This window comes from Paenibacillus sp. NPDC058071, assembly GCF_042885235.1.
Lineage (GTDB): Bacteria > Bacillota > Bacilli > Paenibacillales > Paenibacillaceae > Pristimantibacillus.
Map to the genome: position 1 here is coordinate 1 of NZ_JBHVSK010000011.1, position 15,097 is coordinate 15,097.

The 15,097-nt window shown below is 37.8% G+C and carries 18 protein-coding genes; 2 read left to right on the forward strand and 16 right to left on the reverse strand.

The features are described from left to right. The first annotated feature begins 129 nt into the window (after positions 1 to 129). Positions 130 to 393, forward strand: coding sequence for a hypothetical protein (locus ACFVTB_RS18170; RefSeq protein WP_387752079.1), 264 nt, complete (start codon positions 130 to 132; stop codon positions 391 to 393). 134 nt (positions 394 to 527) lie between these two features. Continuing rightward, positions 528 to 716 carry a helix-turn-helix domain-containing protein gene (locus ACFVTB_RS18175; protein ID WP_387752082.1) on the forward strand — a complete coding sequence of 63 codons (189 nt, stop codon included), beginning with the start codon at positions 528 to 530 and terminating at the stop codon, positions 714 to 716. Positions 717 to 1,465: 749 nt separating this feature from the next. Here ACFVTB_RS18175 and ACFVTB_RS18180 read toward each other — a convergent pair. The 16 genes from ACFVTB_RS18180 to ACFVTB_RS18255 form a co-directional block, all read right to left on the reverse strand. Further along, positions 1,466 to 1,966 (reverse strand): hypothetical protein, encoded by a 501-nt coding sequence (locus ACFVTB_RS18180; RefSeq protein ID WP_387752084.1) that lies wholly within the window; start codon positions 1,964 to 1,966, stop codon positions 1,466 to 1,468. Between the two features lie 608 nt (positions 1,967 to 2,574). Further along, the gene (locus ACFVTB_RS18185) at positions 2,575 to 2,988 is read right to left on the reverse strand and encodes a hypothetical protein (RefSeq protein ID WP_387752087.1); all 414 of its coding nucleotides are present in this window, start codon (positions 2,986 to 2,988) and stop codon (positions 2,575 to 2,577) included. Positions 2,989 to 3,520: 532 nt separating this feature from the next. Beyond that, a complete protein-coding gene (locus tag ACFVTB_RS18190) occupies positions 3,521 to 3,820 on the reverse strand; it encodes a hypothetical protein (protein ID WP_387752089.1) in 300 nt (99 codons plus the stop codon). Positions 3,821 to 3,825: 5 nt separating this feature from the next. Continuing rightward, positions 3,826 to 4,932: a hypothetical protein gene (locus tag ACFVTB_RS18195; RefSeq protein ID WP_387752091.1), complete on the reverse strand. Its 1,107-nt coding sequence runs from the start codon at positions 4,930 to 4,932 to the stop codon at positions 3,826 to 3,828. Beyond that, positions 4,925 to 5,854 (reverse strand): MvdC/MvdD family ATP grasp protein, encoded by a 930-nt coding sequence (locus tag ACFVTB_RS18200; protein ID WP_387752093.1) that lies wholly within the window; start codon positions 5,852 to 5,854, stop codon positions 4,925 to 4,927. The genes ACFVTB_RS18195 and ACFVTB_RS18200 overlap by 8 nt, the downstream gene beginning before the upstream one ends. A 633-nt stretch (positions 5,855 to 6,487) precedes the next feature. After that, on the reverse strand, positions 6,488 to 6,760 hold the full coding sequence (locus tag ACFVTB_RS18205) for a nucleotide-binding domain-containing protein (RefSeq protein WP_387752096.1): 273 nt from the start codon (positions 6,758 to 6,760) through the stop codon (positions 6,488 to 6,490). Positions 6,761 to 7,006: 246 nt separating this feature from the next. After that, positions 7,007 to 7,867, reverse strand: coding sequence for a hypothetical protein (locus ACFVTB_RS18210; RefSeq protein WP_387752098.1), 861 nt, complete (start codon positions 7,865 to 7,867; stop codon positions 7,007 to 7,009). 257 nt (positions 7,868 to 8,124) lie between these two features. Next, complete coding sequence (locus tag ACFVTB_RS18215) at positions 8,125 to 8,349, reverse strand: DUF2188 domain-containing protein (RefSeq protein ID WP_387752101.1); 225 nt, start codon at positions 8,347 to 8,349, stop codon at positions 8,125 to 8,127. Between the two features lie 80 nt (positions 8,350 to 8,429). Next, positions 8,430 to 8,600: a hypothetical protein gene (locus ACFVTB_RS18220; RefSeq protein WP_387752103.1), complete on the reverse strand. Its 171-nt coding sequence runs from the start codon at positions 8,598 to 8,600 to the stop codon at positions 8,430 to 8,432. 221 nt (positions 8,601 to 8,821) lie between these two features. Continuing rightward, on the reverse strand, positions 8,822 to 9,382 hold the full coding sequence (locus ACFVTB_RS18225; protein WP_387752105.1) for a hypothetical protein: 561 nt from the start codon (positions 9,380 to 9,382) through the stop codon (positions 8,822 to 8,824). Between the two features lie 63 nt (positions 9,383 to 9,445). After that, complete coding sequence (locus ACFVTB_RS18230) at positions 9,446 to 10,306, reverse strand: ATP-binding protein (protein WP_387752108.1); 861 nt, start codon at positions 10,304 to 10,306, stop codon at positions 9,446 to 9,448. A gap of 1,354 nt (positions 10,307 to 11,660) precedes the next feature. Next, complete coding sequence (locus ACFVTB_RS18235; RefSeq protein WP_387752111.1) at positions 11,661 to 11,963, reverse strand: LysR substrate-binding domain-containing protein; 303 nt, start codon at positions 11,961 to 11,963, stop codon at positions 11,661 to 11,663. Beyond that, a complete protein-coding gene (locus ACFVTB_RS18240) occupies positions 11,945 to 12,313 on the reverse strand; it encodes a LysR substrate-binding domain-containing protein (RefSeq protein ID WP_387752115.1) in 369 nt (122 codons plus the stop codon). Before ACFVTB_RS18240 ends, ACFVTB_RS18235 begins: the two co-directional genes overlap by 19 nt. After that, on the reverse strand, positions 12,231 to 12,548 hold the full coding sequence (locus ACFVTB_RS18245) for a LysR family transcriptional regulator (RefSeq protein ID WP_387752552.1): 318 nt from the start codon (positions 12,546 to 12,548) through the stop codon (positions 12,231 to 12,233). The genes ACFVTB_RS18240 and ACFVTB_RS18245 overlap by 83 nt, the downstream gene beginning before the upstream one ends. A gap of 316 nt (positions 12,549 to 12,864) precedes the next feature. Then, the gene (locus ACFVTB_RS18250; RefSeq protein WP_387752118.1) at positions 12,865 to 14,181 is read right to left on the reverse strand and encodes an ABC transporter permease; all 1,317 of its coding nucleotides are present in this window, start codon (positions 14,179 to 14,181) and stop codon (positions 12,865 to 12,867) included. Next, positions 14,174 to 15,076: an ABC transporter ATP-binding protein gene (locus tag ACFVTB_RS18255; RefSeq protein WP_387752121.1), complete on the reverse strand. Its 903-nt coding sequence runs from the start codon at positions 15,074 to 15,076 to the stop codon at positions 14,174 to 14,176. Before ACFVTB_RS18255 ends, ACFVTB_RS18250 begins: the two co-directional genes overlap by 8 nt. Between the last annotated feature and the right edge of the window lie 21 nt (positions 15,077 to 15,097).

Here is a 15,097-nt window from a genome sequence, read left to right on the forward strand (position 1 = left end):
TGTTGTTTTGGCATTGTAGAGATCCGCTCCTTGGCATAATAGGTCTATTCTACAAGCCCTTATTTTTATTGTCCAACTAAGTGTAGCCGATCCAGTCTGAAACCCGCAGTTGTTGCGCGTAAGTACGATGTGACACCCCAAACGATTCATGCCTGGGTCAGAGAGTTTCAAGACACCCTTGGTGAGGATACACTGCCTACACTGAGCGAACGAGCAGCAGAAGAAAAACGTTATCAGGAGCTAGAAGAGAAGCACGCCCGTGTCCTGAAAGCGTTTGGTGAAAAAGAACTCGAACTAGAGATCCTGCGTGAGCTTCTAAAAAAGAAGTCCCCTCTCTCGATGACAAATTCCAGGTTGCTCAAACCTTCATCGAGCGAGGATACGCGGCAGTAACCGTGCTAAATATGACGGGCGTGTCCTCGTCCACCTACTATGCTCGGAAAAAGCAGCATCCTACTCTCCCTCCTACGGCGCATACTTGTAGACGTCCTGTATCCATGCATACCCTACTTCAAGATGGCGAAAAAGTGAGTAATGAGCAAGTGCAAAAGTGGCTGATAGAGCTGATTAGCGGTGAAGAGCACAGCTATGGTTATCGCAAACTTGCTGCATGTTTGCGCCGTCAGCACCATGTGATCATCAACGACAAGAAGGTGTATCGCCTGTGTGAAGAGTTGGACATCCTGAAGCCGCAGCGCCGAAAGATCGTTCATTAAATCAAGATGCAGCTAGCGGAGCGAAAATGAACAACCCAATAATGAGATGAAGATAACTGCGATTCCTGCACTTAGTAGGCCATAACGGAAAATAGAAAACCAGTTACTTTAGGATGACCGGTTTATGATTATTTATCCAATTATACAGCCGACAATACTACTTAAAATCAACGACAGGATAACATCAGGTAAGTGTCATTATTAAATAAAGTTTACAGTTTACACCTGTGAGTAATATCTATGATTGAGATTAATACATGCCAAAACCAATCGATATTATATTTACCACCGATACTTTAAATATTTACAATTGAGACTTTTACCTTAAAATATATTTACCGTTGATACTAATGTACGATCACCTTATAGATATCGACAAATGCCCTTAAAAACTGTTTCACAGTGAAGAAATAAAGCAAGAGGTAGGAAGAATCTTTCCGCTCTTTGGTTGAGTACCGAATTGCGATCGCCGTATAAATTTCACTTCTTTCTATCACTTAATTGATGGGAGTAAAATTCAATATTCTTTTACAAACATCACACTGAACTTCGATGAATAACCCGATTCCTGTTGGAATGAATTTATATTTAAGCTTAGCCCCGGACACATCCACTGCTTTGCACGAGTCCCACTCATGAATTCTTTTCTCCATTTCTTCGGATATTTCAAATATCATCCTAGCCCAGCCCCTCCTTACTTTATGCGTTTACTCTTACTCGTTTATCGCGATATAAAAAGAAGTACCGATTCACTTATAGAGTATATTAATTTGTTCTGCTAGTACTTGAAGAAAACCAATATTATGTCCTAATTGGCTTTGACTTGAAGGATGAACCATATGATTTCGCACGAGACGTGTCATATGAAAGTGCTTAGCATCTTCCTCAAGAATAATTCCATGATGCTTTAGCAAATCAATTTTTTTAGCTAGTTGAATCCTCTTATTTATTTCCTGAAGTTCACTAAGCTTAATAGTTATGGCTAACTCCCAGGATTTCATTGCTTGCTCTAGAGCTACAGTAAAAAATGTCCAATAAAGATAACCATAAACATATAAAGCTCTTGATGTCTCAAATAATTCTTTCACTTCATTTGGTGCGGATTGATTGACATTAAGAAGCTCTACAGCATTAATGTAATCAGATTCCGTAAGAGATTTCATCTGGCCATCTTCATACTTGGCGAATAATGATGCTGCTTCACAAGGCTTATAGTAGTTTTCTACTGTAATCAATTTAACTACATTCATGTAGATCACTCCTGATCGAGATACTATCCCCTATCTATTATAAGAACCAACCTATTCATGAAAAGAAATTTAATTTTTATAGTCGTTCATTTCTAATTGGTTATTTATCGCAGTTCTTTCTTTTGCTTTCATATTTACGTGGTTTCCGTTTACTCTGAAGCTTTTGTACTCAATTCCAGTTGTTCTAATATTGACGTATTTTTTATTGAAAATAATAAATAGATTGTATCTAATTAAAATCACAAAGTTTAGAAAGCAAATAATTGAGAAGCATTTTCCTACAGATGGCATTTTAACTAAAGAACAAAAACAAATGATTCTTTATGATTTAGATTACGTATTCGAAAACGCGCAAATTATTCGTGAAAAGAGTAGGAAGATAGGGAAACCAGTTACTGGAGACATGGAGGAGCTTGCAACGTTATACAATAGTGTAATCGACAATAAAAAACTGACACGAAAACAGATAGATTGATGATGTATGAAGAACACATACTCCGCCTTTACATGTGAGATAGTCCAATTATTCAGGATAGTTATGGTCGCATGGTCTCTCCCCACTCTTTACTGATTTTTTCTTAATTCATCCATTTGAATATGTTCCATAATTATCCCTCCAGGTGTTTGACTACATGATTATAGTATAGATTCAGCGATGTTATAGTAGGTTGATCAGTGTATGTTTTCCAGTATGGTAAAGGGTAACTATATTCAATCTCAAAGCCTTCATGCAATGTTCTGTCAAGAGTTATATAGTAGTTGTCGTATTGCTGGTTTGCAGCTTCAAACTGTTTATATGTTAAGTCGATAATTAAGCCATTCTGCTCCAACCATGCATGACGTTGACCGCCAACTACATGAATATAAGATTGTCCATGTCCATATTCGTCTAAGAAACGTTTTAAAATCCATGCAGTATCTTGACAGCATCCATGAGGAAACGATTCATATGGGAATGGAAGAGGCTTAGCTTTGATTATTGCATTGTAAAAGGAATCAACTAATTGATGAAGATTAGACATGCTATCACATCCTAGTGTTCGATGAAAATAAAGTAATAGACTGGAGTTGTTGATTTGACGCGGTTTTTTAGTTTGAAAATCGTCAGCTTTTGAGAATTTAGTTTTTACTACGTGTACCATATTGTAAAGACTTTTTTTAAAATCAATAATCTATTGTGCTCCTTTTTTCAGGTAAGCAAAGTATCCTTGTAGCTACTGTTGCCGTATTAATCATTGTAATCATCGTGAACAAATATGATGGATCCCCACTATTAATAAATTGATAGGTGTTGTTTTTATGTATAAACCAAATACGAGGAAAATGCCATACCGGATTAACCGCCAATTAAGAAGCACATTTAAAAATTACATACCGTATGCCATGTATCGTTTATTCATAGTATTGCTACTCCTTACACGCCTCAACCGTAAATGTTAAAGCAGCATGTCAGACAATTGATCACTTGTTGTTGGCAATTATGAACGAAAACAAAAATGCATGAGTCAAATAGCCCTCACTTTAGCAATAAGCTGAGAGCTATTTGATGTTTAATTAAGTAAATAGAATTTCATCGGGTTCTGTCACCTCAATTTCTGAAGTTTCAACCCTACTTTTTAAAGAAAAGAATAATGTTTCATCTGGCTCTGTTTGTTCGACAGTAAAGGTATCTTTACGATCTTGATTTACAAAGAACCACTCATCTGGTTCATGCCCTTCAAGACTACGAGTTTCTCTACTATCCTTAGCGTCGCACCACATTTCATCAGGGTCTGTCTGTTCCGTCTGTTCTGTAATAATCCTATCATCGGAAACTACTGAAGTTAAATATGCAGCAATATAAGGTTTTTTCATATATCTCACCTCCTCTCCCAAATGAGATTAACCCACCCCTCTTCAGATTCACGATCATCATATACTTCTATAATCGGCACATTTTCTACATTCCAAAACTTTATCAACTGTAAAATCGCTTCATATTCCTCATTGTTATTTATCCAGTTCCCAATCAAAATAAATTGACTTATTTCTCCATTTAATGCATCTCGTTCGAGTTTCTGGATAGTGGTTGCATGTTTATCCAGAAAGATTCGAGGTGATTGTTTGAGATCTATATGTAGTAAAGATGTAGTGGTCTGGGTATCGGGTACAGTAACAGCACTAGGTTTCTGTAAGTTGGATGGAATGCCCAGATATAAACCTAATATTATTATGCTAAGCATAGTAATACCAGTAATATATCTTTCTATGTTAGCGATTACTGTGACTTCATTTGTCGTATCTAAGTCGAGCTGCTGATAATCTATATACAATTGATTAACATGCGCAATTTCGGGATCAACCGCAATTTTGATTTCCTTATACTTAGATCGTATTGAAGACTTAACCTTAATAAATCTATGAAAAAAAAACATAATTTGAAATAAATTATAACCTATGAAGCCTAATGGAATTACATATAACATAGCTAAATATATAGGAAATTTGGCAAGCAAGTTAATCTTAAGAATATAGGGAATGTAGAGAGGAATAAGAAAGGCAAATACGGCTAGATATGCAAGAAATTTATTGAACGTTCGATTTGTTTTTTCTTTTAACTGATCTAACCGGTATTGTAGCGCATCTTTATATGCTGATATCTTACTAGAACCTTCAACCGTACGCTCCTCTAAAAAACTTAAATGATCACTCCAAAGTCTTTGTTTCTTCTCATCACTTAATTTATGAATTGGCAGTCGAATTCTATAGTACCACTTCCAGTTTTTCAATATTCCTACGCTTGGTTGACCACGATTAAATGACCTGCTAATAAAACTAATATAATAAGGACCGAAATTAAAGCTAAGCAATGAAACACGTAATTTGGTGGATGAACGTGTTAAAGTTCCCCAATTTTCATCGTCTGTGATACGCAGAAATGGTATTAATGATAGAAATTTAAAGAAAACATAAAATCGATTATACATGAGCAGTTGTCCCTTTCTGTAGAACTTTTAGTATCGATTGAGAAATAGGTATTTTTAAAATTTGCTCTAGCCATAACCATTGACCATTCGGATTGGCCTCTAGAAAAACAAATTCTTCTCCGTTATGGATGAAATCAAATGCTGCAAATTCAAGAGATAATTCTTTCATGAGTGCCTGACACTGAAAAAGCAACTGTTTAGGAATATCAGTTACACTGTAGACATTGAGCGATCCTTTTTTACGCCAATCTACTGGGTTATTAGAATTAATCCGGACTGTATATACATCATCACCAACAAAGGTGACTCGATATTCACCGTTTACTTTCGGAATATATTTTTGAAAATATGATGGACTGATTTCTAGTCCTTCAATTGGAATCGTTTGATCTACCTGATTTGTCTGCAATATCCACTCTGTATCACCTCTTTTTACACGCCCAGTTGCTAAGGGCTTAACAATGGCCGGATCCTGTTTAATGAAATGTAAAGCCGATTTATTATCATTTGTAATAAGCGACTCAGGGATTCTAAAACCAATTCTGTGAGCGAGATTTAATTGAACAAGCTTATTTTCAGATCTACGTAATATTGACGGTCTGGTCAGTGCTATACTCCCTAATGACTCAGCTAGTCCTTCCACTACTGCCATGATTTCTCGTTGCATCAGCGAATGCAGAGCAGGTTCATATAATGACAAATCTGGATATGCCACCTTTCGATAATAGACAGCATTAATATCATTGCCATGTATATCAAACTCGTTATTTGCAATTCTTACTCCCGTTGAACTTATATTTATACGATAGTCCTGAATTCTATCAACGTCCAAGCGATACCACATACATTCACTTGAGTATTTTTTAATCATATAATCTACTGTTGCATCTTTGGAATAAGTTATGGTTAGGATCCGCTGCATAAAGTAAACTTCTCCATTCTTTTCATCTGTTTTCCATATTATATCATAATCAAAAGCTACCGATTTACTAACTATCCCATGCTCAGCATATTAACTTTACAAATAGAAAGGAGCTGCTACTTTAAACAACTCCTTAATTTATTTTTTAGAGCTGATTCAATTTCCTGTCTATTTAAAGCATCCCCCTTGAAACCAGCAGTTATTATGCTGGATCTAATCTCATTAAATCTGGAGATTAGATCCGTGTCAGACCTAACATCCAGCACTTCTTTCTTTGGTTTATTTGCCAACTTATTGAACAAACATCAACACCAACTTCTTTCTTATCTCGTTGGCTCTTGCTTCCCGTAAGGCCTTACTTAACAGGCTTTCATGGCATTAAATAGAGTTACTTCGCAATCGACAAGATATGTTAATTCCTCAGTTCGATTGTTGTTTTTGAAAACTATTTACCTAAAGCGGGTAAGACATCTGTCATACAAAAAATGGTCTGATACCTTCACTATACTGAAGGTATCAGACCATTTTTTGTTGTGGTTTATTCTAAGCGCTGTAATTAGTGACGAAATACTAGTCTTACCTCGCCTTGTTCTAATCATGAGGTACTTATCGGGACTATAATCCTATCTCTAGCTACGCAGACTCCATTAGAATAAGATAGCATTCGACATAGTGCTCTCCCCGAATATCAGATGATTCATTTTTAATTTGCCTTCCACTATCTTTTACAATTTGTCCTCTAATGCAGTTACTTCTAATGGCTTCATCACCGCGGTTCAATACTTTCCAATATACCTTGTATTCAAGTTTGTTCTCTTCATCTTTAACTTTCAAATTGATTTCATCAATTTCATTTTCTTCAATGAAAAACTTAAGTTTTTTCTGCTTTGCACGAGTCCCAATCATGAATCCGCTTCTCCATCTCTTCGGATAATTCGAATATCATTCTTAAACCAAATCCTCCTATCTATTTACATGAAGCTAATTTACGATCGTTTCCCAGTCAAGGTTTATTACAAAACTTATAATTATCCAAAACACAGTGAAAAAGTTTTCTTATCTAGAACTCACAGATATTGTTTGAGACATCCAAGGAAAATCACAGCACTCTTACACAACTACAAATGTTGAATGCATCGTTGATTAATATCCCTAGTTTTTAATCAAGAAACTAAACAATATAACCAATCCAATTATCAATATTGTAAGCGTTATGGTTCGATAATACCGTTTAGGATTTGTGATAAAGTCAATAATGGTACCGCATAGCTGCCTGAATGCTATGAATGGTATAAGTGAAATTGCTTCTGGAGAAATTAGTAAACAACGTGACACATGAATCTTTTCGTTATACCATCTAAAACTTTCATATAAAGTAGCTGCTGTTGAAACGTTTCCTAGAATACCAATCGCTTTATCACTTGGCCGAATATACATACGATTTACTTGTAGGTCTGCAAATGGGATAACGACCTTGTATGCCCTCGGCAAAGATTCGGATGAATGGTTCTCCCAAAAAGCAGTGAAAGTTGGTTCCTCACCTTGATCCACTTCGGATAAGTGGAACCAAGTAAACTTTTTCCCTGCATCCTTCCACTTCATAGAATAGTTCGCTCTTCGACTGCCATTCCCCACCAAGTGAACAAACCCCGTATTGCGTTGAAGTGAAACCCCCTGTTCAGAAAGATAGTCCGTATAATGAATCAAATTCCTCTTTAGAAAGCTATTGTATTCTTCTTCAGTGATAGGTCGAAGAAAATAACGTTTTAAACCCAGTACGCTTAATGTTCCAATTAAACAATATGTACCTATAACCCATAGATACAAATGCCAAAAAGGAATAGCTATTATCCTACTAATTAACCAAGCTGCTATAGAAAACAAAATAAAATATATTGAAAGTCCAACTGATGTAAGTATTAAACGGAAGAATCCTCTAAATCCTCTGACTTTGTTATTTGATTTCCTTTTTCTTTGTGAAATATAAATCCCCTCTTTAATAGTAATAGTCAAGATATTCACTTATACTGTGAAGTCCAATACTTCAAATACTGTAATTATTAGATTTTGTTCATGGCCGGTGTTCTCGAAAAATGCCTTAAACAATGACAAAGGCAGCCGATTAGCTTTTCGGCTGCCGCCATGTTCGATTGTGCTATCTTGTTCCGCAATACTTAATCCAGCATTTCATCATTAATTCTCACATAAGGGTCATAGAACATTATGATTTTTGTCAGGCATACCATTATGGTAGAAGCCGATAGTACTAATTAACCTTTAGGTGGGAAAGGATCGTTACCGTAACTGTTCTTATCCCTGAACTGTCCTTTCTGACGATGAATTACAACTTCGGATCGTTGGTTGCGAGCAATCTCTGTCGCTCTCGCTATTGCTTGCGCTTGCGTATTTGTTCGCACTGTAGCTCTTTCGTTCCCTCCGCCTTTCACTTGCCAGCCACCATCTGGATGTGGGGTAACATGTTGGTTTTTTTTCATTTAGTTCATTCTCCTTTTGCTTATCTTGTTTAGATATTAATGCTTTTTTAAGAGGCTAGTCGCTAGCCTCTTACTCATTTTTAATTGTCTTTTACTTTGCTTTTGTTATTATCTCTATTTGCTTTTTTTTCTTGGTATTTTTTTTGTTGTTCTTCAGATACTTCGAAGCAAAATGCTTCCTTACCCTTTTGTGACGCATATAATCTTTGACCATTTTTAAGAGTAATATAAGGAGTACATACAAGCATCATTCTCACCTCACCTAAGTTGATGTTGTCAGAGTCCGATGAGAAATGGTACAATTAATAATACATTTTCCAGATGTGATTTATTAATTGTGCGACAAACCATTTTATATTGCTGTCGGCCCTCTGACGGGTTGGCAGCATTCTTTTTTTATCACCTTATCCCAACTCCTTTAAACCAATTTTATTTAAACCCTTTGAAAAATTTTGATCTTGTTAAAACAAGATCAAAATAACGATTTATAAATAAATTGCGAGCCTTCTGAATTCCTATCCTCAGTTCTTAATACTAATCCATGATCGTACAATTTTTTTAATTTTGTACTTTGACTATTTATATCCTCTTTAAGATCGTCTGCGAGTTGCCTTGCTGTAATTTCCCTTCTATCTTTCATTACTAAAGCGAGTTCCATTAGATATCTTGGTAATTTACTACCGAGAATAGTCCAGTGAGAACCATTGAAACACCAAATTGCCTGCTTTTTCCGATCAAGAGCAATCGATATGTTTTCAAAATGATTTTCTGAAAGGTTTAACAGTACAATTCCCTTTCCATTTCGCTCTGATGGATATTCTTGAAAATGTACAACAATTTCATCGGAACATGAGAAATCAATTCCTGTAACATCTTTAAAGTCTAGAGCTACAACTGCGTCTGCTGCGTTCGCTATAACTGATGAAAGTTCTTTACGTACTCGTGCCCCTTGAAGTCTTAAGATTAGTAATTGAGTATTCAAGATTTCCTTAGTTAAGCTTCCTACGTTGATCATCGTAAATTTATGTATCATATACTCACCTTAAATAAAAACTATTTAAACCCAGTGTAACATATATACCCTATACTATGTCAACTAGCGTTGAGGTAGTCGTAATTCAATCTGTGTTCCCGTGAACTGGGCTATTCTACTATTGATTAAGTACTTTCCTTTACTATCAATAGTTAACTCTGCTGAACCAGATCTTATATATAACGATCCGCTGTACTTCTTAACCATTTCTTTTATACCATAAAAACCTATTCCCCCCTTCTCCTTACTCGTAACCGAATCGATGACCGCGAGCCTTAATGCTCTCATATCATTGATATTAGAAAAAGACAAAAAGGGGCTTTCCACTAACGAACGCTTTACTCCAATTCCGGTATCAGAGATACATACTGACACATAAGAACGATCCGAATTTGGATATCGATATACTTGTGCACAAATGTATCCTGTTGCCTTGCTGTGACGTATGATATTATCTAGTAGTTCACTTAACATAGTGATAAATCCCAATATCTCATTATCACTATATTTTAGGGCTATCTCAAGAATTGATCTTGTTTGTTCTGTAACAATCCGGATTACAGACAGTATATCTTCCGAACTTTCTATTTTCGTTATTTCTAGCATTGTTGAGTTATCTTCTTTCTTCTTATACAAAAATCTCAATGTTTTTGCTTTCTTATCAAGCGATTTGAAATTTTCTAAATGAGAGAAGAAACTTGCTCGAACCATATAGGATGCTACATTATCTAATGGGTAATCAATTCGATCAATAGAATTCATACTTCTTAACAATTGAAGTAAAAGCACCATTCCATATGGATCAACAAACTTCACTGATGAAATATCCAAGTAACTTATAGTCTTGATATTCTTCATTGTCACTAAATCAATTAGATCATTTATTGCTTTTCTATCTAATTTATTTTTAATCGTAAGTTCCATATTGGCCCCCCGATAATAAATATTTTGATTTACAGCTATTCTCTCATCGCGTACTTTATGTAGTCTTGTTGAATATAAAAAGAGCCAGGGATTCTTTCCCACATGCTCTAAAAAAAGTACCATAAAGTAAATAACTTATCAATACTTCGTGGAATGATTTGTAATAAAAATCGAAATAGCGTTGATATTGAACTCATAGTTAATAACCACCACATTCTCAGATAAATAACCTAAGCAATAATCACTCTTATTAGGACATAAATGGATTTACAGTGAAGAAACTTAAATTACTCATCCCCCCTTCCCCGTTCATAATATTGTTTCTATAACTCAAAAAACGCCCTATTGCTTAGGCTTTTTAATTCTTCCAATCCCATCTGAACAGAGGTAGAATCACACGCTTTCTGGCAACGACTTATACTTGTTCTGCCTATTCAGACCCGTTTTAGATACAATTTCCAACTTACCTTATCTATGCTTAATCGTTCGTCTTCACAATTCTATAATTTGCAAATCGTTTCAATCTCTAGCAACCACTAAACCGCTAAATATCTTTATATATCTAGCTAGCATCTTTTAATACTCAGCAAAGAATGAAACGTTGACCTCCTGCTTGCTTGCCCCAATCCTATGAGACTGATTTGCAGCTCGTTGTATCAGCTATTAGAGCACGTGTATAGTCCAGATTATAAAGGTATATTGATTTGATGTCGTTCCCGCCTCACTCTGGTTTAAAACCAAAGACAAATCCCAAGAGATGACATAACTAATTTTTTACTATATTAAGCGCCTTCTATTCATAACTAATAATAATTATTTTGATTGAAATTAAGTATTAAGAAATAATTCCTTACTCCACTTATTATTACTTGCAGCTACTTCGTTCCCTTCATGAAGAAAACCACACACGGAAATTAAGGCAACATTTCATTCAGTTGATCGAAATATTGCCTTAATTTCCGTGTGTGGCCCTGAACTGTCCTAACTCATCCTTCTTAGCAATATATAATTTAGAGGGTTAGGGTAATCGCTGCCTGATCCGAGATTCGGTAATATCTTGACTTTTCTCATCAGTGAGCAACAGCATATCCAATATTCAATGTGAGCCGAATGGCTATATTGTAAGAGAAGTCCTTGTTTGTTGAGACATCGATATTATCTTCGACAAGTAAACTATCTCGGCACCACAGTATGGGCAGTACGTACATGTGAAATTTCATCATCATCCATACGAATTTTCTTAGGTTTTAGATGACAACAAGTTCCCCTTCTTAATCAATTCCTCTATTCTAAGGCGAATCCCTGGTACGGCTCTAGGCTTGATTCTCATCATCTCTTAAATATTCATTAATATTTATTCATTCGTCACCGGATAACCATAAGAATATTTTACATAATTAATAAACTGTTTAACTGCAGGTGATTGAAATTGAGAAGTTGGCCACTGCATCCCTACCTCCCAATACCAATAATTCTCTTCAATAGGGATCCAAACTAATGATTCTAAGAGCAATCCTGCCTTTCTAGGTACAAATGAAATGCCAAGTCCAACAGCCACAAAACCTGCAACAGTAGTCAAATCCTCTGCTTCATAAACTAGATTCAGTTCTGTCTCAGATTGGATGATGCATGCATCCACTAATGCTTTAGACCACAACTGTTCTTCAGACCAATATAATTCTCATTTATCAATTCATGAACGCTAAGTGATGATGCATTAGCCAATCTATGATTTTCCGAAACAATAATGTAAAGCGGGGCCTTTTCTAAGGTGATCCAATTAAATTCCGGGGATACTTCTTTTAATGAAGTGATAGCCAAATCACAGTTTCCTTCACTTAAAACATCATTAATAGGGTCATGATTACCCTGCACTAATTCGAATTTGATTTTGGGATATAGTTCCGTATAATCCCTCACAAGTTTAGGTATAAAGTCTGCTCCGAGAATATTGAGATAAGCGATACTTACTAGGCCTGTATCCGAATTCGACCATTCGTCTAACATTTTTTTTGCCGTGCTTCAACTCCCGCACGGCTCGCTCCACATTTTCGGAAAATAAAGTGCCATATCGACTTAATTGAACATTCCTGCCACTTCGTTCGAATAATGGAACATCCAGCTCCGTTTCCAGTTTGGATATGGCCTGACTAAGGGCCGGTTGCGAAATAGATAATACCTTGGCCGCTCTGGTTATATGTTGATAACGTGCTACTGTAAGAAATATTCCAGCTGTGTTAATTCCATCTTCTTCCCCCTATATTCATAATTAATGCTATTGTTTATATTGGGATTATGAATTATACATTACAAAAAGATAATGATCACAGTACGATACGATCATTATCTTTTTGTTTAGATTGGAACCAAATTTCACATTATTTTTGAATTCATTCCTTGGGGGGCATGAGTAAGAAAAATAAAAACCCAGCAGGATCAAGAACTGATCCAACTGGGCTATAGATATATAGTCTCATTCGTTTATATTAATGTCTCAATGGGTAGTATAAACGGTCTCAATCTTAAGTATTACTCACAACACCTTTTAGTTTTTCATATTAAATCTTATAAGCCTTCATCGCTTTGCGAATCTCTTTCCACGAAGGACGTTTACCGTACATCAGGACGCCAGTGCGATAGATTTTCGCCGAAATCCAGCCCGATACGTAGATCGATACGAACAGAATGCCGAGCGAGAGCAGCACCTGCCAGACCGGCGGATTGCTGAGTCCGATACGAATCATCATGACGAAAGGCGAGAAGAACGGTACGTAGGAGGCGACTTGTACGAGCATCGTTTCCGGGCTGGATAAGCTGAAGGAAGCGATATAAAAGCCTGCCAGCGACAGCAGCGTAATCGGCATTACCGCTTGGCCAAGATCCTCGGTCCGGCTTACAATCGAGCCGATCGCCGCATACAATGTAGCGTACAGGAAGTAGCCTGCCAAATAGTAGATCAACGCGTAAACGAGCAGCATCGGATCAACCTTCGTCAGATCGATGTTGTATGCCATGAAAGCTTCCTTATTGTGCGGTAAGCTCGCGTTGCCGATAATAACAAGTACATAGATCAAGATTTGAGACAAGCCTACGATGAAAATACCGAATATTTTACCGAACATTTGCGTGAGCGGCGCAACGCTCGTAATGAGTACCTCCATGACGCGCGAGCTTTTTTCCGACGTTACTTCGGATGCGATCATTTGCCCCGTCACCATAATGGCGAAGAACAGGATGAAAATGATAATGGTAATGACCCCAATGGCTACCCCTTGCTCGTTCCCGTTCTTCCCAGCACTGCTTCCCGCCCCTTCTGTGGCGGAAATTTGCACCGAATCGAGCGCTACCGGAGCAAACAGCATCGCCTTCTGCTCCTCGGTCAGCCCGGCGTCCTTCAGCAGATTTTCCTTCTGCACATTTTGCAGAGCCGTCTGAAGCTTGTTCATAACGGAGGAAACGATCATTTTCTCCGATTTGTACGTCACGCTCGGAAGCCCGCTTTCGTTCGGGTCGCCGAAGGTCAAGTAGCCTTTTGCCTGCTTATCGGCTACCGCCGCCTTCAAAGCCGTCTCAGCTTCAGCTGAATTAGCGACTTTGGCTGCTTCCAGCAAAGAAATGCCCTGCTCCGGATGTTTGCCGAAGTATTCGGCAAGCTGCTCGGCAAGCTTAGTGCCCGCGGGATCGTCTGCCTGTACGGCATAACCGACGATTTGAGCCGTTGTCTCTTTCTCTTCCTTTGTGAACAGTCCGATAACCGCCGGCAGATTGACACCGATCGTCATAATAATCGCCATAATAAGCGTTGTAATCAAAAACGACTTCGCCCTCATTTTGTTCCGTACCGTAAAGCTGATTACCGTCCATAATTTATTCATGCTTATCACCAACCGTTCTAATAAAGATTTCATTTAAAGTAGGCTCCAATACGTCGAAGCGATAAATGTCCGTTTGCTCAATGGCATGCCGCAAAATGTCGCCTGCCGCTTTCTCGTTCGCAATTCCGATCTCATAGCCCTGCTCGTTCCGGCTAACCCGGGTTACGCCAGTGATCTTATCTAAGCCGTCGACATCGCCCGTCGTCCGTAAAATAACTTTTTCACGCGGGTAACGATTTTTAATCTCCTTCACGCTGCCTTGCAGGACAGCGTTCGAGCGATGCAGAATCGTAATATTGCGGCACAGCTCCTCGACATGCTCCATTCGGTGCGTTGAGAACAGCATCGTTGTGCCATTATCCCGCAGCTCCTTAACGGTTGATTTCAACAGCTCTACGTTAACCGGGTCCAAGCCGCTGAACGCTTCGTCCAAAATGACGAGTTTCGGATTATGAATGACGGAGGCGATAAACTGGATTTTTTGCTGATTGCCTTTCGACAGCTCCTCAACCCGCTTGTTGTAATATTCCGGCACTTCGAACCGCTCAAGCCATTTCTTCAGGTTGACGTCCGCGTCTCGTCTCGACACGCCTCTTAACTCTGCAAGGTAAATCAACTGGTCGCTCACTTTAATTTTCGGATACAGTCCGCGCTCCTCTGGCAAATAGCCGAGCATGTGAAGTTGTTCTTTCGTATATGGTTTTCCATCGTACAGAATCTGTCCTTCGTCCGGGAAAATCAACCCCAGCACCATGCGCATCGTCGTCGTTTTGCCAGCGCCGTTCGCTCCTAGGAGACCATAAATTTCGCCTTCCTCTACCTCGAAGCTGATGCCGTTTACGGCTGTCTTCTCTCCGTACTGCTTATAAATTTGATTCACTTTCAAAGGATTCATCGATTTTTCCCCACTTTCGTC